This window comes from Nocardia sienata NBRC 100364, from assembly GCF_001613205.1.
GTDB classification, from domain to species: domain Bacteria; phylum Actinomycetota; class Actinomycetes; order Mycobacteriales; family Mycobacteriaceae; genus Nocardia; species Nocardia sienata.
On sequence record NZ_BDBX01000031.1, the window covers coordinates 28,733 to 49,753 of the forward strand.

General features: G+C 68.0%; 21 protein-coding genes. 11 read left to right on the forward strand and 10 right to left on the reverse strand.

From position 1 onward, the window contains the following. Nucleotides 1–15: 15 nt before the first annotated feature. Entirely contained in the window at nucleotides 16–1,191 is a 1,176-nt protein-coding gene (locus tag NS4_RS17480) for an acyl-CoA dehydrogenase family protein (protein WP_063060598.1), read from the reverse strand. A gap of 119 nt (nucleotides 1,192–1,310) precedes the next feature. Here NS4_RS17480 and NS4_RS17485 point away from each other — a divergent pair, with 119 nt between their 5' ends. Beyond that, nucleotides 1,311–2,453, forward strand: coding sequence for a cystathionine gamma-synthase (locus tag NS4_RS17485; RefSeq protein WP_063060599.1), 1,143 nt, complete (start codon nucleotides 1,311–1,313; stop codon nucleotides 2,451–2,453). A gap of 138 nt (nucleotides 2,454–2,591) precedes the next feature. Here the strand turns inward: NS4_RS17485 and greA are convergent, their stop codons facing one another. Together greA and NS4_RS17495 are read right to left on the reverse strand one after the other, a co-directional pair. Beyond that, complete coding sequence (greA, locus tag NS4_RS17490) at nucleotides 2,592–3,086, reverse strand: transcription elongation factor GreA (RefSeq protein WP_039826568.1); 495 nt, start codon at nucleotides 3,084–3,086, stop codon at nucleotides 2,592–2,594. A 337-nt stretch (nucleotides 3,087–3,423) separates the two neighbouring features. Next, on the reverse strand, nucleotides 3,424–3,927 hold the full coding sequence (locus tag NS4_RS17495) for a DUF4307 domain-containing protein (RefSeq protein WP_063060600.1): 504 nt from the start codon (nucleotides 3,925–3,927) through the stop codon (nucleotides 3,424–3,426). Nucleotides 3,928–4,048: 121 nt separating this feature from the next. On the opposite strand from NS4_RS17495, the gene mca reads away from it, so the two are divergent. Further along, nucleotides 4,049–4,915 (forward strand): mycothiol conjugate amidase Mca, encoded by an 867-nt coding sequence (gene mca, locus NS4_RS17500; protein WP_030522181.1) that lies wholly within the window; start codon nucleotides 4,049–4,051, stop codon nucleotides 4,913–4,915. Continuing rightward, complete coding sequence (locus NS4_RS17505; protein ID WP_063060601.1) at nucleotides 4,915–5,220, forward strand: hypothetical protein; 306 nt, start codon at nucleotides 4,915–4,917, stop codon at nucleotides 5,218–5,220. Before mca ends, NS4_RS17505 begins: the two co-directional genes overlap by 1 nt. Before the next feature lie 276 nt (nucleotides 5,221–5,496). Here NS4_RS17505 and NS4_RS17510 read toward each other — a convergent pair whose 3' ends face one another. Continuing rightward, a complete protein-coding gene (locus NS4_RS17510) occupies nucleotides 5,497–5,895 on the reverse strand; it encodes an NUDIX hydrolase (protein WP_063060602.1) in 399 nt (132 codons plus the stop codon). Between the two features lie 170 nt (nucleotides 5,896–6,065). Between NS4_RS17510 and NS4_RS17515 the strand changes: the two genes are divergently transcribed. Both NS4_RS17515 and NS4_RS17520 read left to right on the forward strand, forming a co-directional pair. Then, entirely contained in the window at nucleotides 6,066–7,256 is a 1,191-nt protein-coding gene (locus NS4_RS17515; RefSeq protein ID WP_063060603.1) for an NAD(P)/FAD-dependent oxidoreductase, read from the forward strand. A 300-nt stretch (nucleotides 7,257–7,556) separates the two neighbouring features. Then, a complete protein-coding gene (locus tag NS4_RS17520; RefSeq protein WP_245665482.1) occupies nucleotides 7,557–9,611 on the forward strand; it encodes a thioredoxin domain-containing protein in 2,055 nt (684 codons plus the stop codon). Between the two features lie 179 nt (nucleotides 9,612–9,790). Here NS4_RS17520 and NS4_RS17525 read toward each other — a convergent pair whose 3' ends face one another. Further along, a complete protein-coding gene (locus NS4_RS17525) occupies nucleotides 9,791–10,186 on the reverse strand; it encodes a RidA family protein (RefSeq protein ID WP_063060658.1) in 396 nt (131 codons plus the stop codon). A gap of 135 nt (nucleotides 10,187–10,321) precedes the next feature. Between NS4_RS17525 and NS4_RS17530 the strand changes: the two genes are divergently transcribed. The 4 genes from NS4_RS17530 to NS4_RS17545 all read left to right on the forward strand — a co-directional run bounded on the left by NS4_RS17530 (nucleotide 10,322) and on the right by NS4_RS17545 (nucleotide 13,761). Then, nucleotides 10,322–11,293 carry a helix-turn-helix transcriptional regulator gene (locus NS4_RS17530; protein WP_063060604.1) on the forward strand — a complete coding sequence of 324 codons (972 nt, stop codon included), beginning with the start codon at nucleotides 10,322–10,324 and terminating at the stop codon, nucleotides 11,291–11,293. Between the two features lie 204 nt (nucleotides 11,294–11,497). Further along, the gene (locus tag NS4_RS17535; RefSeq protein ID WP_063060659.1) at nucleotides 11,498–12,334 is read left to right on the forward strand and encodes an NAD(P)H-binding protein; all 837 of its coding nucleotides are present in this window, start codon (nucleotides 11,498–11,500) and stop codon (nucleotides 12,332–12,334) included. Nucleotides 12,335–12,410: 76 nt separating this feature from the next. Beyond that, nucleotides 12,411–12,839 (forward strand): nuclear transport factor 2 family protein, encoded by a 429-nt coding sequence (locus tag NS4_RS17540; RefSeq protein ID WP_063060605.1) that lies wholly within the window; start codon nucleotides 12,411–12,413, stop codon nucleotides 12,837–12,839. A 46-nt stretch (nucleotides 12,840–12,885) separates the two neighbouring features. Beyond that, entirely contained in the window at nucleotides 12,886–13,761 is an 876-nt protein-coding gene (locus NS4_RS17545) for an alpha/beta hydrolase (protein ID WP_063060606.1), read from the forward strand. 130 nt (nucleotides 13,762–13,891) lie between these two features. Here NS4_RS17545 and NS4_RS17550 read toward each other — a convergent pair whose 3' ends face one another. Together NS4_RS17550 and NS4_RS17555 are read right to left on the reverse strand one after the other, a co-directional pair. Continuing rightward, complete coding sequence (locus NS4_RS17550) at nucleotides 13,892–14,776, reverse strand: helix-turn-helix transcriptional regulator (protein ID WP_157106100.1); 885 nt, start codon at nucleotides 14,774–14,776, stop codon at nucleotides 13,892–13,894. Next, nucleotides 14,773–15,390, reverse strand: coding sequence for a DUF2306 domain-containing protein (locus NS4_RS17555; RefSeq protein ID WP_245665484.1), 618 nt, complete (start codon nucleotides 15,388–15,390; stop codon nucleotides 14,773–14,775). Before NS4_RS17555 ends, NS4_RS17550 begins: the two co-directional genes overlap by 4 nt. A 180-nt stretch (nucleotides 15,391–15,570) precedes the next feature. On the opposite strand from NS4_RS17555, the gene NS4_RS17560 reads away from it, so the two are divergent. After that, nucleotides 15,571–16,293: a TetR/AcrR family transcriptional regulator gene (locus NS4_RS17560; RefSeq protein WP_084487438.1), complete on the forward strand. Its 723-nt coding sequence runs from the start codon at nucleotides 15,571–15,573 to the stop codon at nucleotides 16,291–16,293. 64 nt (nucleotides 16,294–16,357) lie between these two features. Here the strand turns inward: NS4_RS17560 and NS4_RS17565 are convergent, their stop codons facing one another. Further along, on the reverse strand, nucleotides 16,358–17,884 hold the full coding sequence (locus NS4_RS17565; RefSeq protein ID WP_063060609.1) for an adenylate/guanylate cyclase domain-containing protein: 1,527 nt from the start codon (nucleotides 17,882–17,884) through the stop codon (nucleotides 16,358–16,360). 107 nt (nucleotides 17,885–17,991) lie between these two features. After that, nucleotides 17,992–18,639 (reverse strand): PAQR family membrane homeostasis protein TrhA, encoded by a 648-nt coding sequence (trhA, locus tag NS4_RS17570; protein WP_369690218.1) that lies wholly within the window; start codon nucleotides 18,637–18,639, stop codon nucleotides 17,992–17,994. 386 nt (nucleotides 18,640–19,025) lie between these two features. On the opposite strand from trhA, the gene NS4_RS17575 reads away from it, so the two are divergent. After that, on the forward strand, nucleotides 19,026–19,814 hold the full coding sequence (locus tag NS4_RS17575; protein ID WP_084487440.1) for an isoprenyl transferase: 789 nt from the start codon (nucleotides 19,026–19,028) through the stop codon (nucleotides 19,812–19,814). 25 nt (nucleotides 19,815–19,839) lie between these two features. On the opposite strand, the gene coaA is transcribed toward NS4_RS17575, so the two are convergent. Continuing rightward, entirely contained in the window at nucleotides 19,840–20,772 is a 933-nt protein-coding gene (gene coaA, locus NS4_RS17580) for a type I pantothenate kinase (RefSeq protein ID WP_063060611.1), read from the reverse strand. Between the last annotated feature and the right edge of the window lie 249 nt (nucleotides 20,773–21,021).

A 21,021-nucleotide genomic window follows, 5' to 3' on the forward strand; every position in this document is an offset into this window, starting at 1 on the left:
GACCCACTGGCGGCGTCAGCGGAACGCCGACGCGTCGGTGAGCGCCTTGCCGAGCACCAGCTGGTGGACCTCCGCGGTGCCCTCGTAGGTGAGGACCGATTCCAGATTGTTCGCGTGCCGCAACACCGGGTAGTCCAGCGTGATGCCGTTGGCGCCCAATATTGTGCGGCACTCGCGAGCGATCGCGAGCGCCTCGCGGGTGCTGTTCAATTTGCCCGCGCTCACCTGCTCCGGGGTGAGTTCGCCGCGATCCTTCAGCCGGCCCAGGTGCAGGGCCAGCAGCTGGCCCTTGCCCAATTCCAAAGCCATATCCGCCAATTTCGCCTGGGTGAGTTGATAGGCGGCCAGCGGCTTCTCGAAAACCTCGCGGGTACGCGAATATTCGATCGTCGCACTCAAACAGTCGCGGGCGGCACCGAGCGCGCCGAAGATTATTCCGAACCGTGCCTCACCCAGACACGACAGCGGGCCCGACAGACCGGACGCGCCCGGCAACATCGCATCGGCCGGCAGCCGCACCTCGTCGAAATCGAGTTCGGCGGTGACCGAGGCGCGTAGTGAGAGCTTCCCCTTCATTTCCCGGGCCGTGAACCCGGGCGTACCCGCGGGCACCAGGAAACCGTGCACGATATTCTTTCCGCCGCTCTCGACCTGAGCCCACACCACGGCGATATCGGCCACCGACCCGTTGGTGATCCACATCTTCGATCCGTTGAGCACCCAGTCGCCGCCCTCGCGGCGGGCCCGCGTGCGCATCCCGCCCGGATTGGAGCCGAAATCCGGTTCGGTGAGACCGAAACAGCCGATCGTGTGCCCGGCCGCCATATCCGGTAGCCACTGCTGCTTCTGCTCCTCGGAGCCGTACTTGTGCAGTGCGGTCATCGCCAGCGATCCCTGGACCGATACCAGTGACCGGAGTCCGGAGTCGGCCGCCTCCAACTCCTGGCAGGCCAGGCCGTACGCGGTGGCCGGCAGGCCGGCGCAGCCGTAACCCTCCAGATGCATCCCGAATACGCCCAGCTTCCCGAGTTCCGGGGCGATATCGCGCACCGGGAATTCCCCGGCCTCGAACCACTCCGCGATATGCGGCCGGATATGCCGGTCGGTGAAGGCCGCGACGGTATCGCGGATCTCCCGTTCCTCCCCGGACAGCAGTGAATCGGTGGCGAACAGTTCGGCGACGGTCAGCATGGCCTCAGGGTAATCGCCGGCGGCTGTCGCACGGACGGCTCGGACCAGGGCGCGAGCCTGCTCACAGGAAGGCCGCCCGGCGTGCGGTCACGGCGCGTCCGACCTCTAGGGTGGGGGGTATGAGCGAACTGGGATTCACCACCAGGGCTGTGCACGCCGGTTACGATCCCGATCCCCGGACCGGCGCGGTGAACGTGCCCATCTATGCCAGTTCCACCTTCGCCCAGGACGGGGTGGGTGGACTGCGGGACGGCTATGAATACGCCCGCACCGGCAACCCCACCCGGACGGTACTGGAGGCCAATCTGGCGTCCCTCGAAGTCGGCCGCTACGGCCGGGCGTTCGCCTCGGGGATGGCCGCCACCGACTGTGCGCTGCGCGCGATGTTGCGGCCCGGTGACCATATCGTCATTCCCGACGACGCCTACGGCGGCACCTTCCGGTTGATCGACAAGGTGTTCACCGAATGGGGGATCGAGCATTCCCCGGCCGCGGTCACCGATATCGACGCGATGCGCGCCGCCATCCGCCCGAACACGAAACTCATCTGGGTGGAATCGCCCACCAACCCCCTGCTCAATATCGGCGATATCCCGGCGCTGGCCGATATCGCGCACACCTCCGGCGCCAAATTGGTCGTCGACAACACCTTCGCCACCCCGTACCTGCAGCAGCCGCTGCTGCTCGGCGCCGATGTCGTGGTGCATTCGACGACGAAGTACCTGGGCGGGCACTCCGATGTCATCGGCGGCGCGCTCGTCACCGACGACGCCCAGCTCGACTCGGCCTTCGCCTTCCTGCAGAACGGCGCCGGCGCGGTGCCGGGCCCCTTCGATGCCTACCTCACGATGCGCGGCACCAAAACGCTCGCCCTGCGGATGGACCGGCACTGCGACAATGCCGAAACCCTGGCCGAGTTCCTGTCCCGCAATCCCGCGATCAGCCATGTGATCTATCCAGGGCTGCCCGAACACCCCGGCCACGCCGTCGCCGACAAGCAGATGCGGCGGTTCGGCGGAATGATTTCGGTGCGCTTGGCCGGTGGTCCCGACGCCGCCCGCGATCTGTGCTCGCGGACGAAGGTGTTCACTCTGGCCGAATCTCTGGGTGGAATCGAGTCGCTGATCGAGCATCCGGCGGCCATGACCCATGCCTCTACAGCAGGGTCGCTTTTGGAAGTACCCGATGATCTGGTAAGGCTGTCAGTGGGAATCGAGGACATCAGCGATCTGCTGGCCGATCTCGAACAAGCCCTGAGCTGAACCAGCCGGGGCACCACCGAGGATTCGGGAGACACACAGGACATGAACGAGCGGCCGTATCCGGGAAAACGGATGCGGCCGCTCGCGTCGTCATACGGTCCGGTCGCGGCGGGATGCGCCGCGACCGGACCGGTGGTCTCAGCTGTGGTACGGCTCGGCGCTGACCAGCGTCACCTTCATGAGGTTGCCGTTGGGCAGGGTGTATTCGCGGGTCTCGCCGACCTTCGCGTCGATCAGCGCCCCGCCCAGCGGGGAACTGGGCGAGTAGGTCTCCAGATCGGGATTGCCCAAGCCCTCTTCGCGGGTCGCGATGAGGAAGGTCTCGGTATCGGACTCGTCACCGTCGTAGTAGACCTTCACCACGGACCCCGGCAGCGCGACACCGGACTTGGTGGGCGCCACACCGACCTTGGCGTTGTTCAGCAGTTCCTGCAGCTGCCGGATCCGGGCCTCCTGCTGGCCCTGTTCCTCGCGCGCCGCGTGGTAGCCGCCGTTCTCCTTGAGGTCGCCTTCTTCGCGACGCTCGTTGATCTCGGCGGCGATGACCGGACGATTGGCGATGAGCGCGTCGAGTTCGCTCTTGAGCCTGTCGTGCGACTCCGGGGTCAGCCAGGTCACTTGGGTCTCAGTCATCTCGATCACTCCCTAGTAGTTGTCCCCGGCAGGCCGGGATTCCTGATCACTGCGGCACGGCCCACCCGCAGGCAGGCATGCTTCAGCAGACGGCTATCGCGATCTCCCGGGAAGTTCGAAACACCCCGACAGTCCGACTCGGGGACCCTCCCCGGTATCGACCGCGCCGGCCGCCAATGCAGCAAACACGGCTCCGAGCCCCGGAACCGTGTGTCAGGCCATTTTAGCATGATTCACAAAGATGCAGGTCGGGCGAGTTTTTACCAGCGGGTCAACTAGGTCCGGTCTGCTTCCGGCACCCAGGCGATACCCACGCGGGCCGAGTCCTAACCGGCACTCACTCGGTTTTCAAATATCCCGGCACGCGGTCGGTGCAGGTGTAGATCGCCGCGGAAGCCGGCCGTTCGGAGGCCTTCACGACCGTGGAGACCCGCACCGTCTTCTCGCCCGCCGTGGGCTGGACCAGCACCTCACGCCGGCCCACCTCGGTGAGGTCGCGGGACATGGCCCGCACCAGGCACACCACCGGTTTCGACGGATCGGCGCGGGTGAGCCGGATCTGCACCTCGACCGAGGAGTCGTCGAGCACGGTGTAGCCGAGCTCCTCGGATTCGATATCCTTCGGCCCGAACTTCGCCCAGCCCAGATAGGCGACCCCGATGCCGGCGAGCAGCACCACGGCCGTGAGGACCACGCCGATCAAGCGGCGGTTCGGCCGCGCGGTGCGCCGGCCGTAGCGGTCGGCGTTGCGGTCCCGCGCGGAAGCGGCGGTATCCGGAGCAGCCGCCGCGGCAGAGCCGGGGGAGTCCGGGCGCCCGGGTTCCGGCGTGGGCTCGGTCATGATTTCGTGCTCCCGGGGGGTAGGTCGGAACAGAATCGGTCCAGATGGAACTATAGGTAACGAAGTCCGAACACCCGCGACCGAGAGCGACGGTGAACGAGAAGTGAGTGGCCTTCGCCTCATGGCGGTGCACGCCCACCCCGACGACGAATCCAGCAAAGGTGGTGCGACCACCGCACGCTACGCCGACGAGGGACATGACGTCCTCGTCGTCACCCTGACCGGCGGGGAACGCGGCAGCATCCTCAACCCCGCCATGGATACACCCGGGGTGCTGGAGCGGATGGACGAGATCCGGCGCGAGGAGATGGCGGCCGCGGCCGCCGCGCTGGGCGTCCGGCAGACCTGGCTGGGTTTCATCGACTCGGGACTGCCCGAGGGCGACCCGCTGCCGCCGCTGCCGGAGGGTTCCTTCGCGCTGGTCCCCCTCGAGGAGGCCACCGAAGCGCTGGTCCGGGTGGTCCGCGAGTTCAAACCGCATGTCATGACCACCTATGACGAAATGGGTGGCTACCCGCACCCGGACCATATCCGGTGCCATGAGGTCTCGGTGGCCGCGTTCGAGGCCGCCGGCGATCCGGAGAAGTTCCCCGACGCGGGCGAGCCGTGGACACCGCTCAAGCTGTACTACGACCACGGCTTCACGATCCGGCGGATGGAGGTGTTCGCCGAGGAGTACGAGAAGCTGGGCGAACCGTTCCCGCTGCAGGAGTGGCTGGACCGGTCACGCAAATACGCGGTGGAACGCGGCGACATCATGGCCCGGGTCACCACCCAGGTCGAATGCGGTAAGTACTTCCCGCGCCGCGACGACGCGCTGCGTGCGCACGCCACCCAGGTCGACCCGAACGGCGCGTTCTTCGCCATTCCGCTGGAGATGCAGCAGCGGCTGTGGCCGACCGAGGAGTTCGAACTGGCGCGGACCCGGGTCAGCACCGATATCCCCGAGACCGACCTGTTCGCCGGTATCACCGACGAGTACCGCTGATGTGGGCCGCGACTCTCCCGGTATCGGTGACCGCGCTGCTCGCGCAGACGCCCGGTACGCCGACCGGCCCGGAATTCGGTAAGGCGTCCCCGCTCGGCCTGGCGATCGTGCTGATTCTGCTGGCGGGGACGTTCCTGCTGGTCCGTTCGATGAACAAACATCTGAAGAACCTGCCGGAGACCTTCGAACCCGAACATCCGGAACCGGACCAGGAGGCCGACGAGGGTACCGAGCCCGGGGTACCGCGGCGGGCCGGGTCCACCCCGAACAGTGGTACCGAGGAAGGCCGCGACCGTCCGGTGTGACGTACGGCGACCGTGAGCGGCCGGCGCACCGGGTGGGACCGTGCCCGCCCGGTGCCGCCGGGGCGAACCGTAGTCGCGGTCGGTGAAGGCCGGCAGCGGCGTCCTGGCCGGAGAACGAAGCGGTCCGCGCCTACGGGCATGTAGTCAGTCGGCCGGGAACGCGTCGGGGCCGACGACGATTTCTGTGCCCTCGGCGGTAACTCGCTCGCCGGTGGGGCGAGGATCGCTGCGGTGTCGAGGGCGGCGCCGGTGACCGCGACCGGGTGGTCGCGCGGGCTACCAGTCGATGAGGTCCAGCCGGTGCAGGTGCTCGAAAACCAGTAGTGAACCGGGCGCGACCTCGGGCATGGCGGCGTACTCGGCACCGGTGAAGTAGCGGAATTCGGCGATTTCGCCGAGCGGGCTGGGCTCGGCGGTGACCTCGGCGAGGAAACAGGTCATGTGTAGCCGGGTCCCGGCGGTGTGCCCGTAGGCCTCGGCCTCGAAGACGCCGAGTTCACGCACCGCGGTGACGCCGACGCCGAGTTCCTCACGGGCCTCCCGGTGCAGCGCCTGTAGCGGGCTCTCCCCCGAATCGATCTTCCCACCGGCCATGTAGAAGACGGTTTTCCCGGTCGAACGGGTCTGGATCAGTCGACGGTCGCGGATATGGGCCAGGGCGGCGGTTCTGATCACGGCTCCACCGTAGAAGTCCCCACGCGCGCGGGCACGACAGGGTGGCGGCCGGCATGAGAGGTGTGGAAGTGTGAACCGCCCGGTGGCGTGGGTGATCTGCATCACAAGGTGTCAGGGATTGCGGCGTTGCGGTGTCTTGTATTCGAGCCCCTCGGAGCGAAGGAGACACCATGAGCAAGAACACCGATGTGATCGTGGTCGGCGGCGGATATGCCGGCGTGATGGCGGCCAACCGCTTGACGCAGCGCGACGACGTGACGGTGACCATGATCAATCCGCGCCCGTTCTTCGTCCCACGGCTGCGCTTGCACCAGTTGGTGGGCGGGACCCACGATGCGGTCGTCGACTACAAGGACATCCTGGCCGAGAGTGTCCGGCTGGTGGTCGACGGTGTGACGCGGATCGATGCGGCCGGGCGCACCGTGACAACGGGCGAGGGCGGCACGATCGGCTACGACTACCTGATCTACGCGGTGGGTAGCGGTAATGCCGGGCAGCGGGTGCCGGGCGCGGCCGAGTTCGCTTACCCGGTGGCGACGCTGGAGGCGGCGCAGCAGTTGCGGACGGTGCTCTTCGATACCCCCATGACGGCCCCGGTAACGGTGATCGGAGGCGGCCCGACCGGCATCGAAACCGCCGCGGAACTGGCCGGGCGGGGCCGCAGCGTCACCCTGGTCTGTGGCGGGGTACTCGGCCCGTACCTGCATCCGAAGGCCCGGCGCACGGCTCGGAAGTATTTCGCCGGGCTCGGGGTGAACGTCATCGAAGGACACGACGCGGCTGTCACGGCGGTGACCCGGGACGCCGTCGAACTCGGCGACGGCCGAACGCTGGCGAGTGCGGTCACGATCTGGACAGCCGGCTTCGGCGTCCCCGACCTGGCCGCCCGGAGCGGGTTGCGCACCGACGCAGTCGGTCGGCTGCTCACCGACGAGACGCTGACCAGTGTCGACGACGAACGCATCGTCGCGGCGGGCGATTCGGCGGCCCCGTCGGATCTGCCGCTGCGGATGAGCGCCTACACCGCGTACTGCCTGGGCGCGCATGCCGCCGACACACTGCTGCACCGCATCGCGGGTGAGCAGCCCACCCCGATCGACTTGGCCTTCCCCGCCATGTGCCTCAGCTTCGGCCGGGGCGCCGGGATCTACCAGCTCGGCCACAAGGACGAGACCGCCATGCGGCTGTACTTCAGCGGGTTCGCGGGCAAGAAGCTCAAGGAATTCGCCTGTGAGGCAGGTATCAAACATCTGGCGACCGAAGCGCGCAAACCCGGATCGCACCACTGGTTCAAAGACGGCAAACATCGGCCACAGCTGCTGCGGGCCCAGCGCGCCGACACGGCGGAACCGGTCGCGTAGGGACGCCCGAATCGCAGTTGCCGGCCTGGCCGCAGTGGCTCGGCATGGGTGCGACAGCGCTCGCGGGACGCTGTCGCCCCATATCCATCACTGATCGAGAAGTAGACATGAGCACGGCGAGGTCTTATGTCCGGCATCGCGTGCTCGTCGGCTGCGGGCGCACCGGTCATCATGCGGCAGGCCCACTACGCTGGCAGTCGGAGCCGATCGGCCCTGGTGTGTTCGGACCGACACACCTTGTCGGCCGTGCGGAGACTGTAGATCGTGTCGTGTGCTCACCGGATTTGGGAGGCTGGCATCGTGAACCGATTAGGTAGGGCGACATCGCCTTATCTGCGTCAGCACGCAGACAATCCAGTCGATTGGCGGCAGTGGGATGCCGAGGCCTTGGCGGAGGCGGCGGCGCGTGACGTGCCGATCCTGCTGTCCATCGGGTACGCGTCCTGCCACTGGTGTCATGTGATGGCCTACGAATCGTTCGCCGACGAGGCCACCGCCGCGCAGATGAACGCGGACTTCGTGTGTATCAAAGTGGACCGGGAGGAACGCCCGGATCTGGACGCGGTGTACATGAACGCCACGGTCGCGATGACCGGTCAGGGCGGCTGGCCGATGACCTGCTTCCTCACCCCGGCGGGAGAACCGTTCTACTGCGGTACCTACTACCCGAAGGTGCCGCGCGGCGGGATGCCGTCGTTCACCCAGCTGCTCACCGCGATCACCGATACCTGGCGTAACCGCCGCGCCGATGTGGACAAGGCGTCCGAGCAAGTGGCCGCCGCCCTGCGCGAGCAGGCGGGCGGGATCCCGAAATCCGAGCTCACCGTCACCACCGAACTGCTCGACCACGCCGTCGCCGCGGTGCTCCGCGATTTCGACGAGACCCACGGCGGCTTCGGCGGCGCGCCGAAGTTCCCGCCCTCCGCGCTGCTGGAGGGCCTTTTGCGCAGCTGGGAACGCACCGGCGACCCGGCGGTGCGGGCCGTGGTGGACCGCACCGCGGAGGCCATGGCCCGTGGCGGTATCTACGACCAGCTGCGCGGCGGTTTCGCCCGCTATTCGGTGGACGCGGCCTGGGTGATCCCGCATTTCGAGAAGATGCTCTACGACAACGCGCAGCTGCTGCGGTTCTACGCGCATCTGGCCCGCCGGAGTCCCGCGGAACCGCTGCCGCGCCGGATCACCGAGGAGATCGTGCAGTTCCTGCTGGACGATCTGTCCACCGCGCACGGCCTGGCCTCCGCGCTGGACGCCGATACCCATATCGAAGCGGGAAAACCCGGTGTGGAGGGCGCGACCTACGTCTGGAATCCCGCCGAGCTGGTCGGCGAACTCGGGCCCATCGACGGCGCCTGGGCCGCGGAGGTACTCGGGGTCACCACCGCCGGGAACTTCGAGCAGGGTTGTTCGGTGCTCACCCGCCGCGCCGATCCGGAGGACAGTGAGCGGTTCGAACGCGCCCGTACCGCGTTGCGCGCCGCCCGGCAGCGCCGCCCCCAGCCCGAACGCGACGACAAGGCGGTGACCGCCTGGAACTGCATGGCGATCACCGCCCTCTGTGAGGCCGCCCGCGCACTCGACCGGCGCGACTGGTTCGACGCCGCCTACGATCTCGCGCGGGTGCTCCTGGACCTGCACGTGGTGGACGGCCGGGTGCTGCGCGCCTCGCTCGGCGGGGTCGCCGGTAGCGCGCCCGGCGTACTCGAGGACTACGCCTGGCTGGCCACCGCCCTGCTGGCACTGCACCAGTATTCGGGTTCGGCCGGCTGGCTACCGGATATCCATCGCGTCCTGGACGCCGCGATAGCGCATTTCGCCGACCCGGACGAGCCCGGTAGCTGGTTCGACACCGCGGACGACGCCGAAACCCTGATCGCCCGCCCCCGCGACCCCATCGACGGCGCCACCCCCGCGGGGGCGTCCGTGTTGGCCGAAGCCCTGCTGACCGCGTCCGCTGTCGTCGAACCCGATCGCGCCGCGCGCTACCGGGAACTGGCCGAGCACACCCTCGCCCGCGGCGCGATGGTGCTGGCGAAAGCGCCGCGCTCGGCCGGCCAATGGCTGACCGTGGCCGAGGCCGCCCTCCAGGGCCCGCTGCAGATCGCCATCTCCACCACCGGTTATCAACCGGTGGGCGATGCCGAACTGCTGGAGGTCGCGCGGGCCCACGCGCCCGGCGGTGCCGTCGTCATCCGGGCCGATGTGGACACCGTCCCACTGCTCACCGACCGGCCTTCGATCGAGGGCACCGCGGCGGCCTACGTGTGCCGGGGCTCGGTCTGCGACCTGCCGGTGACGACACCGGACGCCTTGCGCGCCGCCCTGGCCGGGCCCGCGGCCGCCACCCCGCGGTAGGAGACCGGCGGCACCGGCGACGGCAAGGACGCGCCGGGAAGGCGTCGTGCTGGGCGGCCGGTCGTGCGGGCCGAGCCGGGCTCCGGCGTCCGCGCCGGGCCCAGGGCCCGTCGACGCGTGTGCCGGGTACCGGCCACGCGTCGCCTGGAGCGGCCCTGGCGAAGGCGGCGATACCGGGATCAGCCGACAGCGGTCCCCTCGAGCTCGACCAGCTGGCCGGGAATGGCCAGCCGGGTGACTCCGAGCATCGTGGTGGCCGGGGCCACGCCGGATGCGCCCAGCCGCGAGGCGAGTACGCCGTAGTGCTGGAAGAGCAGATCGACGTCGGTGGTGTAGACGTTGAGCCGGACGAGGTTCACCAGGGACATGCCGGCCGCGTCGAGCACGGCCGCCAAGTTGTCGAGGCTCAATGCCAACTGGGCCGCCATATCACCGGCATGCTGCGGTTTGCCGTCGCCGCTCATCGCGGTCTGCCCCGAGCAGTACAGGGTCCGGCTGTGGCCGGAGACGAGCTCGCCCTGGTTGAACCCCATCTCCGTCGACCATGCCACCGGGTTGATCGCTGTTCGTTCCACTGCCACATCTACTCCGTTCGATTCGGTGAAGTACGTACGGCCCTCGGCGCGGTAGCCGTGGTTCGGGCCGCCGTGGTGGGAAGCCTGCCAACCAATCACGACATCCTGTGTCATGTATTCCGATACAGTTTTCGGATGCGCGCCGACCGGTTGGTGTCCCTGGTGCTGCTGCTGCGCGGGCGCGGGCGGCTGACCGCGACCGAGCTGGCCGACGAGCTGGAGGTGTCCACCCGCACCGTGCTGCGGGATATCGAGGCGTTGTCCGCCGCCGGTGTCCCGGTCTATGCCGAACGCGGCCGACGCGGCGGTTTCGCGTTGCTGCCCGGGTTCCGGACCGAACTGACCGGTCTGAATCACGACGAGGCGATCGCCCTGCTGGTCGCCGGTTCGCGACGCGGCGCGCAGGCATTCGGACTCGGCTCGGCGCTCGCTTCGGCCATGCTCAAGGTGGTCGACGCGCTCCCCGAAAATCATCGGCACATCGCGGCCCAGGTGGCGCAGCGATTGCTCATCGACCCGGAGACCGATCTGCTGTCGCGCCGGTTGGTCACCGAGGAGGTGCCCGGCAGCATATCGGCCGAGGTCCGGCGCGCGGTGTTCGCCGGAAACAAGCTGCGTATCCACTACGCGGCAGCCGACCGCAGCCCGCAGTGGCGGACGGTGGACCCGATCGGCCTGGTCACCGTGCGCGGCCAGGGGTACCTGCTGGCCACCCGAGCCGGCGCGGAACGCACCTACCGGCTGTCGCGGATATCGGCGGCAGAAGCACTTCCCGAACCGGCCCAGCGCTCGGAGCGGGTCGATCTGGGCCGGGTCTGGCAGGAACGCAGCACCCGATTCCGGACCGGCGGAGACCGGATCGACGTGCTGGTGCGAGTGGACCCGGCGCGGCGGGACGAGTTGGTGAGCACCGCGCTGGCCGTGCGCGCCGAGGAATCCGGCGCGGACGGATGGCCGCGGCTGGAGGTGACCTTCCAGGACGCGCGGCACGCCGAATGGGCGCTGTGGCAGCTCACCACGGACGCGGAAGTCCTGGCCCCGCCGTCCTTGCGCACCTGTCTGCGCGACCGCGCCGCCGCGATCGCCGCTCGCTACGGAGCGCTCTAGGGTCCGGGCCGTGAACGACTTCTTGTGCGGCACTCCGGTGGGTGGCCGTTACGAGTGCGGAGCCGGCAGTGGCAGCTTTCGGTTCCGGCGTGCAGGTTCCTGCACGCTTCGTGCAGGTGGTTCTCTTCGATACGGGCCGGATCTGAGCGAGAGTGGGTGGACAACCCGACCACCCGGGTGGGATGCACGAACGAGGAGAGGCTCATGATTCTGGTGACCGGCGCCACCGGCAATGTCGGTTCGGAACTGGTAGCGCAACTGTCGAATGCCGGGCAGCCACTCAAAGTCCTTGTACGGAAACACGATTCGACGACTTTTCCATCAGGGGTGACGCCGGTGGTCGGTGACCTCGACGATCCCGAGTCGATGGCCGGGGCGCTGGAGAATGTGCGCGCGATGTACCTGATGCCGGGGTACTCCCAGATGTCCACGCTGCTCGATATGGCCAAAGCTGCCGGTTTGGAGCATGTCGTGCTGCTGTCGAACGGCTCGGCGGGTATCGCCCACCCCGGCAATGTGATCGCCCGGTCCATGGCCGACTCCGAGCGCGCGGTGCGCGAGTCCGGCCTGGCCTGGACGATGCTGCGCGCGCGGGCATTCATGTCGAATACCCTGCGCTGGCTGCCTCAGCTGGCGGCCGGCGACGTCGTGCGCGTGCAATTTCCGCGGGTAGCGCTGGCGGCAATCGATCCGGCCGATATCGCGGCGGTCGCGGCCCGGGCGCTCACCGGAGTGGACCTGACCGGCGAGGTCCTGGATCTGACCGGACCCGAGGCACTGTATCCCGCCGATCAGGTCGCGATCTTGGCCGAAACCCTCGGGCGGCCGCTGGTGTGCCGGGAGCTCACCGACGAGGAGACCCGCGCCGAGCTCGCCGCTACTGTTCCCGCGCAGTACGCCGCAGCGTTCGCCGACTTCTACATCGATGGCTCGCTCGACGAATCCGTGGTGTATCCGACCGTTGCGACGGTGACCGGCCGGGCGCCGCGCACCTTCACCGACTGGGCGACCGCGCACGCCGCGTCATTCGCCCGTCTCTGACCGCCGCAGCTTCCGGCAACCGATCGTGCAGCGATTCGCGTTCCGGAAGCGGTTATCTCACAGCAAGGATCGTTATATGGATCGCCTCGATATCATCGACACCTGCACCCGCATGGCCTGGCACACCGACCACCGCGAATGGGCCGCTCTCGAACGAGTTTTCGCCGATCGAGTGACTCTGGACTACACCAGTCTCAACGGTGGTGAGCCGGTCGTACTCACCCCACCACAGATCGCCGCCGCATGGCGTGACACGCTCGGCGGGTTCGAGGCCACTCAGCATCTGCTGACGAACCATCTGGTCGATATCGACGGCGACACCGCCGTATGCACGGCCTCCTTCCAGGCGACCCATCGTGGCAACGACGAGTTCGGCGCATCGCTGTGGACACTGGGCGGCAGCTACCGGTTCGACCTCGTGCGCGTCGCCGGTGGCTGGCGGATCCGGGGTCTGGTGATGACCGCGGCATGGGGAGACGGCAACAGGCGTCTGCTGTCCGCATGAACCGGACTCGGTCGGTGCGATCGGTGCCCAACAATGAGGAGGATGTGTGAAGAAGGTCGAATTCGTCAGCGATGGGGTCGAACTCGTCGGAAACCTGTTCCTGCCCGACACCACCGCGCCGGCGCCCGGCGTGGTGGTCGCGGGTACCTGGACCAGCGTCAAGGAGATGATGGCCGACCGCTACGCCCAGCGGCTCGCCGAAAAGGGATACGCGGCCCTCTCCTTCGACTTCACCGGGTTCGGCGAATCGGCCGGTGAACCCCGCGACGTCGAGTCGCCGCAGCGAAAGATCGACGATATCGGCCATGCTGTCGGTTTCCTCGCCACGCTCGACGCCGTCGACGCCGGGCGCATCGGGGCGCTCGGTATCTGCGCAGCCGCCATGTATATGGCCGGCAATGCCGCGGTGGACCCCCGCGTGAAATCGCTGGCGCTGGTCGCCCCGTGGCTGCACGACGCAGCGGTGTGCGAGCAGGCGTACGGCGGCGCCGGTGAAGTGACCACCCGGATCGAGGCAGGCCGCCGCGCCCGGGCACGGTTCGAAGAGACCGGCGAAATCGTCTACGTGCCTGTCGTGGGCAGCGCCGCGGAGAACGCGGCCATGCCGTACGAGATCGATTTCTATCTCGATCCCGCGCGCGGCGGCATCCCGGCCTGGCACAATCGATTCGCCGTCATGTCCTGGGTCGACTGGCTCACCCATGACGCGATCGTGACCGCCACCCGCATCACGCAGCCGACCGTACTCGTCCACAGCGAAGACGCGGCCATCCCCGACGGCGCCCGACGCTTCCACACCGGACTCGCCGGACCGAAGGACTTCCTGTGGACCGAGGGCACCCAATTCGACTTCTATGACCAGGAACCCCAGGTCACGATTGCTGTCGACACGGCCGCGGCCCACTTCGCCCGGACGATGTGACCGGCGCAGCCGCTATTCGGACGGCGCAGACCGAGCATGATTACCCGGTTGCTGTCATTTCGACCACGGATAGCGCGCTGTGTTCCGGCTGTCTCGCACACCCGGCACCACCCTCAACCCGGCTGCGACGTCATAGCCACCCTTTCTCCTTCGCCGCCAACGCGGCCTGGAACCGGGTGCGCGCACCCAGCCGGTCCATCACCGCCGCCACGTGCGAACGGAACTTCCGCACCGAGACATTGATCGATCGCGCCGCGGTGTCGTCGGTGTCGTGGCAGGTCAAGGCCTGCAACACCCGTCGTTCGATGGGAGAGAAGGGTGCCTCGGTGATCTCATGACCCAGGTCCCACGCCTGGTCGAAGACCTCGGCAAGGAATCCGGCCAGGCCGGCCTGTCGGATCTGCAGCACGGACCCGTCGTCCATGGCGGTGTAGGCGACCGATCGGTTGACGATCACCAGCGGACCGAACGGCCGCGGGCACACCCGATGTGACACACCGAGCACGGCACCGTGGCGCACATAGTCGGCCTGCCCCGGGTCTTCCATCGCCTCGGGCGACACCAGCACCCGGTGGACCGCGACCAGGTTCGCTTCGACACTCGCCGCCTCGATCGGTTCCCGGCCTGGTCTGCCCCACGCGGCGAGCAGCTCCCCCGGCTCCCGGAGCAACAGCTCGCGGATACGTCGTCGCGCGTCGTAGCTCTCCAGGACCTCGACAGGCTCGACCGGGCGGCCCGTCCGCTGTTCTTCGCCCAGATCCTGGAGCACCTCCCACGCGGTGGCCAGTCCCGACAATTGGTGCAAGGCGTCCGAAAGGCGTTGACGGACCAGTTTTTCCACAGCTTCGGCCGGCGCGACGGCGGTCAGGTCGTCGCGCAACAATCCCAGAGCGCGCAGTTCGGCGAGCACGGCACGGGTGGCGCGCGTCGGCGACTCCGGTAGTCCGCGACCCCGGAGCAAGTGCCGATGAACGCGTTCCTGATCGGCCGTGCGGCCCGGTCGGCCCGGCGTCATCGCGCACCTGTTGGGCGGGGCCGCCGGTCGAGCCACCACTGTGCCGTCAGCAGTGACAGGGTCCAGCCCAGCCAGGTGCCGATCCCCGCGATGGTTTGGACAAGAAGCTCCTCGTCACCGTGGAACGTGGTGGCCGAGAGGGGCTCCAGCGTCACGAGCAGGATCGCGCCGAGAACGCGGTTGAGAATGATGGACAGGGTCAGCGCGAAGCTGCGGATCATCCAGCGGCGGTGGTCGCCGATACGGCGCTGTCGGGCCGCGCGCAGGCCCGCGATCGTCGTCAGCAGCCACAGTGCCGACAGCATCACATTGCTGACCCGGGCGACCGGGCCGAACGGGCTGGTCGCGCCGATGACCAATCCGGTGAGACCGGCCGGGAGGACGCCTGCGAACACGTAGCAGCGGCCGAGGTGCCGATGCAGCGGGCGGTAGTGCGACCGAAACCACGGCCATACCTGGAATCCGCAGGTCAGGATGGCCACCGAACCGCAGATCACGTGGATCACCAGCAGTGGATAATGCAGGGCGAAACCCGCATCGGGCACTCGGGACAGCGACCGGTCGAAGGTGAGATAGGGGGGAAGTGAGAATGCGACGAAAGCCAAAACCAGCACCAGGAGCGGCCCCGTCCACGGGCGCCGCCACCAGGTGGGGCGGGGCTCTGAGTGGACAGAGCGCGGTGATCGCCGGGTCGAAAAAGTCATGAGGGACCATCCGGGAGAGCCGAGGAAACGAGATGCTGCGTATAACGTACGCGTAGCGTATGGCATACGCAATAGTTTGAGGAGTGGCTGGTGAGCGACGAGATGGCGCCGTTGGCGCGGCTGTTGTGGTCGGGGCAGCAACCTTCCGGGCGTGGGCCGCGACCGGCGCTGAGCCGTGACAGGATCGTCGCCGAAGCGATCAGGATGGCCGACGCGGACGGGATCGGTGCGCTGTCCATGCAACGGCTCGCCAAGCAGTTGGGCGCGGCCACCATGTCGTTGTATCGGCACGTGCCGAGCAAAGACGATCTGGTGGCGCTCATGCTCGATGCCGCCATGGGCACACCACCCGCGCTGCCGAGGGACTGGGCGGGGGCCATAGACCACTGGGCTCGCGCGATGCGGGATCTCTACACGCGTCATCCCTGGGTGCTGGCCGTAGGGACCGGTAATCGCTATCTCGGTCCCAACGAAGCTGCCTGGGGCGAAGCTGCCACCCGCGCACTGCTGGACGGCGGGCTGCCGGCCCATCTGGTGACCGATACTTTGCTCTCGGTCAGCGCTTTCACCTCCGGAGTCACCCGCCTAGAGGTCGACCCGGCGCGAGGGTGTGACTCGCCCACCCACGTGGGACCGGTGCTGGATCCCGTCGTTTTCGCCGAATTCGATGGGCCCGAGCGATTTCCGGCATTGACCGCTGTCGCCATGGCAGGCGCGACCGAGCCGCGCGGCACGAGCGCGGTGGCCGCCGCGGTGTTCGAGTTCGGGCTGGCCGCGCTGGTCGCGGAGGTCGCCACCCGGCTCTCCCGCTGACGGCCATCGCCGAGGAGTAGCTGCCGCGACGGTTGTAGGCCGTGTGCACGACACCCCTCAGTGCTCAGCTCGGCGCCTCGTGTTCGCGATCGGTCCAGGATGGGGTCGGTGCGTCGATACCGCGTAACGCGACGGCCCCGTACTTCACCCATTCCGCGCGCTCGTCCGTCGCGGCGGCATCGACAACACTCTGGGAGACCAGGATGCGCCGCGGTACCTCCTTGGCACGGCTGGTGAGCCGGGCCGCGGCGTTGACCGCGTCTCCGATCACCGTGTACTCCCGGCGGGTGTCGGTGCCGACGTCCCCGGCGAACACCCGGCCCCGGGCCACGCCGATACCGATATCGAGTTCGCCCGCCGCCAGGACCTCGTCGCGGATCCGGCGGGCGGCGCGCAGAGCGGGAGTAGCGTTGTCGGCCAGCGCGATAGGGGCACCGAAGATACACAGGGCCGCGTCACCCTCGAACTTGTTCACCAGGCCGTCGTTGTCCTCGGTCGCGGCGACCACGGTGGCCATGAGCCGGTTCAGTTTGGCCACGAACTCCTGCGGCGGGAGTCCGGTGGAAATCGCCACCGATCCGGTGACGTCCACGAAGAGTGCCGAAACCTCCCGCACGTCACCGGTGAGATCGATACCCCCGGCGAGTGCCCGCTCGGCCACCTCCTCGCCCACGTGTCGGCCGAACACGTCGCGCATGCGCAACCGTTCGCGCAGGTTCGCCGACATTTCGTTCACCGAATGTTCCAACCGGCCGATCTCGCTGGCACTGCCCACCGATACCCGTACATCCAGGTCGCCGCGGGTGATCCGGTCCACCGCTATCCGCAGCGTCCGCAGGGGCGAGGCCACCGCCCGGGTCAGCGCCCAGGTGGCCAGGACCCCGACGATCAGACTGATCGCGGCGAGATAGATACCAGTGCGGATCCGGTGTTCCATGGAGGTGGCCGGATCGGCGAGCACCACGATCAGAGCGCTGAGCGGCATCGCGCCCGAGACCGCCCAGGCCAGCGCCACCCGGACGAACACCGACGAACTCCAGTGCATGGTCGCGCCGAGCACTCCGGCCACGATCGGCACCACGGGCCGGATGACCCGGTCCACGATCAGGTAGGTCAGGCCCGCCGATTCGAGTCCGCCGATGGTGAACATCGCGACCAGGACGGTGAGGTCCTTCTCGGTCGTGAGTTCGGCCAGCAGGACCGCCGAGACCACTACGCCCGGCGCCCACATCACCAGCGAGCGCAGGGTGATGGCGAGCGGCAGGTGCAGGATCCGCCGCGCCTCCTCGGGGGTCGGTTTTCGGGAGTTGTCCAGCCAGGCGAAATAGCTCATCCGGTCGCGGACGGCCAGCGCGATCCCCGCCAGCGACGCGACGATCGGATAGACGGTGACCAGCAGCAGCCCGCTGAGTTGATCGGCGCCGACGCGACCGGGAAAGCCGATGAGCACCAGCTGGGTCACGATGACCGCGAGACCGCTGAGGTGGGCGGCGATGACGACCGATGCCAGCCCCCAGCGGGCGAGGACCGTCCACTGCACGAGCCGGGTGAGCGCCCCGGCCCGGGGCCGGGATCCGACACTGTAGGTCATCGGGGAGCTACCCGCGGTGGCCGTTGGAGCGCGGGCGGCCGGTATCTGAGGACACGACTCCGCAGCCTAATCGACGTAGCTGGTCAGCGGTCCGGGAACGAGCTCCCTCAACCCAGCAGTACCAGCCAGACCGCCGCGTAATGGCAGAGGGCGGCCACCACCGTGGCGGCATGGAAGAACTCGTGGTGGCCGAAGGTGCTCGGCCACGGGTTCGGCCAGCGGGTGGCGTAGAGCACCGCGCCGATGCTGTAGGCCAACCCGCCGGCGACCAGCAGCAGAACCGCGGCCGGGCCGGCCGATCGATACAGTTCCCCGCCCACCGGCACCACCGCCCAGCCGAGCAGCAGATACAACGGCACTCCCACCCACCGGGGGGCGAGCGGCCACAGCAGTTTCAGCGCGACTCCGGCCAGCGCGCCCGTCCACACCACGGCGAGCAGGATCGGACCGGTCGGAGCGGGTAGCGCGAGCAGCGCGAACGGCGTGTAGGTGCCCGCGATGAAGAGGAAGATCATCGAGTGGTCCGCGCGTTTCATCCGCAGCCGGGCCTGGACCGTCTGCCAGGTGACGCGGTGATAGGTGGCGCTGATCCCGAACAGAGCGCAGATGGTCAGGCCGTAGATGAGGGTCGCGACGACCGCTGTCGCCGAGATGCTGGCCGCCGTCGCGACCAGCGCGATCACGGCCACCGCGGCGATACCGGTGGCCCAGGTGTGGATCCAGCCGCGCATCCGGGGTTTGACCAGCGCGACCAGTGAGTCGGCCGGGTTGGGGACCGGATCGTCGTTGTTCGGACCGCTCCGTGGGTCGACCGCGGCACCGGCGAGGGTGCCGGTGGGCTCGAGGTCGAGGGGGTTCGGGGGACCGCCGGGGGACGGGTCGGACACATTGCCTCCTGGCTCGAGTGCGCGCTGCCCGGCTTCCGCCGGGAGCGCGACGGCCGCCGTTGGGGCGGGCCTGCGGATATCTCCGCGGGCCGCTGGGGGCCGATACTGAACTCGTGGGTAACCTACGGCAGCGTAGGTTTGTCTCGTGGCCACTGTACCGCTTCACTCGCCGATAGGGGCGGTCTCCGCCCCGGCCGTGACCCCGCCACCGCATTGCGCCACAACTACGGACGCCGACCGGAAGAGGCGTACTGTTGGTCGTCGTGGAATTTCCGAGTCGGCTGCGGGGCTTTCCCTATCGCATCTACGAGGCCCGTCTGGCCAAGAAGCTCGCGGACAAACAGCATCCCCGCCACGTAGCGGTGGTGTGCGACGGCAACCGCCGCTGGGCCCGGGAGAACGGGTTCACCGATATCACCCACGGCCACCGTGTCGGCGCGCTCAAAGTCGCCGAACTCGTCAGCTGGTGTGAAGCCGAGGGAATCGAGCTGGTCACCGTCTACCTGCTCTCCACCGAAAACCTCAGCCGCGGCCAGGAAGAACTGGAAACCCTTTTCGAGGTCATCACCGACGTCGTCGAGGAACTCGCCGCCCCCGAACAGAACTGGCGGGTCCGTATCGTCGGCACGCTCGACGGCCTGCCCGAGCTGGTCGCCAAACGAATGCGCACCGCCACCGAACGAACCCGCGAACGCACCGGCACCCACGTCAACGTCGCCATCGGTTACGGCGGCCGCCAGGAGATCGCCGACGCTGTCCGCCAACTGGTCCGCCAGGAGATCTCGGCCGGTGAAACCGGCGAGGATCTGGTCCAGTCCATAACGGTCAGCGCTATCGGCCAACACCTCTACACCTCGGGGCAACCCGACCCCGACCTGGTGATCCGCACCTCCGGCGAACAGCGGCTGTCCGGCTTCCTGCTCTGGCAGAGCGCCTACTCCGAGATCTGGTTCACCGAGGTCTACTGGCCCGAGTTCCGCCGGGTCGACTTCCTGCGCGCCCTCCGCGACTACGCCGCCCGCCACCGCCGCTACGGCACCTGATACTTCGGCGCCGCCTCCGCCGGTATCACAACTTCCGCAAGCGCAGCCGGTTGATCGTATGGTCGGAGTCCTTCCGCAGGACCAGGGTCGCACGAGGGCGGGTGGGCAGGATGTTGTCCACCAGGTTGGGGCGGTTGGTGGAGTTCCAGATATCTTTCGCGGCCGCCGTCGCCTCGGTGTCGGTGAATTTGGCGTAGTGATGGAAATGGGCCTTGGGATCGGCGAAACCGGTGGCCCGCAGGCTCAGAAACCTTCGTACGTACCAGGTTTCGATATCTTCGATTCGCGCGTCCACATAGATGGAGAAATCGAACAGATCCGAGACCATCAACCGTGGCCCGGTCTGCAAGACGTTCAATCCTTCGACGATGAGGATATCCGGCTGGCGGACACAGTGGAACTCGCCGGGGACGATGTCGTAGGAGATATGCGAATAGACCGGTGCGCACACTTCTTCGGCCCCCGATTTCACCTCGGTGACGAAGCGCAGTAGTTTGCGGCGGTCGTAGCTCTCCGGGAAGCCTTTACGGTGCATGAGCCCGCGCCGGGTGAGTTCCGCCGTGGGGTAGAGGAATCCATCGGTGGTCACCAGATCGACCCGGGGATGATGATCCCAGCGGGCCAGCAGTGCCTGCAGCACGCGGGCCGTAGTGGATTTGCCGACCGCCACGCTACCGGCCACACCGATCACGAAAGGGACCTGTTTGTCCGGATGTGATTCTCCGAGGAAGGTGGCGGTGGCCGCGAACAGGCGCTGTCTCGCCGCCACCTGCAGGTGGATCAACCGGGCCAGCGGCAGATAGACCTCGGCCACTTCTTCCAGGTCGATCTGTTCGCCCAGGCCCCGCAGTCCGATCAGTTCCTCTTCGGTGAGCACCAGCGGAGTCGATTTGCGCAGTTCCCGCCACCGTTTCCGGTCGAATTCCACATACGGACTCGGCTCGCTCGCCTTGGCCATCTACTCAGCGCTCCACTCTGCCGGACACTCGCGCTCGCGGTGCCTCGCGCGTGGAATTCCGCCGCTGCGGCTGTCGCGACCCCGGCGGGTCCGGCGCTCTGGCTGTGCCCTCATGGCTGAATTCTGCCCCTCGGCGGGGAGTAGGGGGATCGGGGGGTCCATTACCGTCGTGTATAACAACTGCTGCCCGTGGTAACCGGGACGCGCGGCCGGTACCCGTCGGCCGAATCCGCACCGGGGACGGCGCGC

What these genes read in the sequence shown, in the direction of transcription:
- NS4_RS17530 (WP_063060604.1), top strand. Translation starts at nt 10,322, where the DNA reads ATGCGCGCCGACCGGTTGGTGTCCCTGGTGCTGCTGCTGCGCGGGCGC.
- greA (WP_039826568.1), bottom strand. Translation starts at nt 3,086, where the DNA reads ATGACTGAGACCCAAGTGACCTGGCTGACCCCGGAGTCGCACGACAGG.
- NS4_RS17540 (WP_063060605.1), top strand. Translation starts at nt 12,411, where the DNA reads ATGGATCGCCTCGATATCATCGACACCTGCACCCGCATGGCCTGGCAC.
- NS4_RS17485 (WP_063060599.1), top strand. Translation starts at nt 1,311, where the DNA reads ATGAGCGAACTGGGATTCACCACCAGGGCTGTGCACGCCGGTTACGAT.
- NS4_RS17495 (WP_063060600.1), bottom strand. Translation starts at nt 3,927, where the DNA reads ATGACCGAGCCCACGCCGGAACCCGGGCGCCCGGACTCCCCCGGCTCT.
- NS4_RS17535 (WP_063060659.1), top strand. Translation starts at nt 11,498, where the DNA reads ATGATTCTGGTGACCGGCGCCACCGGCAATGTCGGTTCGGAACTGGTA.
- mca (WP_030522181.1), top strand. Translation starts at nt 4,049, where the DNA reads ATGGCGGTGCACGCCCACCCCGACGACGAATCCAGCAAAGGTGGTGCG.
- coaA (WP_063060611.1), bottom strand. Translation starts at nt 20,772, where the DNA reads ATGGCCAAGGCGAGCGAGCCGAGTCCGTATGTGGAATTCGACCGGAAA.
- NS4_RS17505 (WP_063060601.1), top strand. Translation starts at nt 4,915, where the DNA reads ATGTGGGCCGCGACTCTCCCGGTATCGGTGACCGCGCTGCTCGCGCAG.
- NS4_RS17515 (WP_063060603.1), top strand. Translation starts at nt 6,066, where the DNA reads ATGAGCAAGAACACCGATGTGATCGTGGTCGGCGGCGGATATGCCGGC.
- NS4_RS17480 (WP_063060598.1), bottom strand. Translation starts at nt 1,191, where the DNA reads ATGCTGACCGTCGCCGAACTGTTCGCCACCGATTCACTGCTGTCCGGG.
- NS4_RS17550 (WP_157106100.1), bottom strand. Translation starts at nt 14,776, where the DNA reads ATGACGCCGGGCCGACCGGGCCGCACGGCCGATCAGGAACGCGTTCAT.
- NS4_RS17565 (WP_063060609.1), bottom strand. Translation starts at nt 17,884, where the DNA reads ATGACCTACAGTGTCGGATCCCGGCCCCGGGCCGGGGCGCTCACCCGG.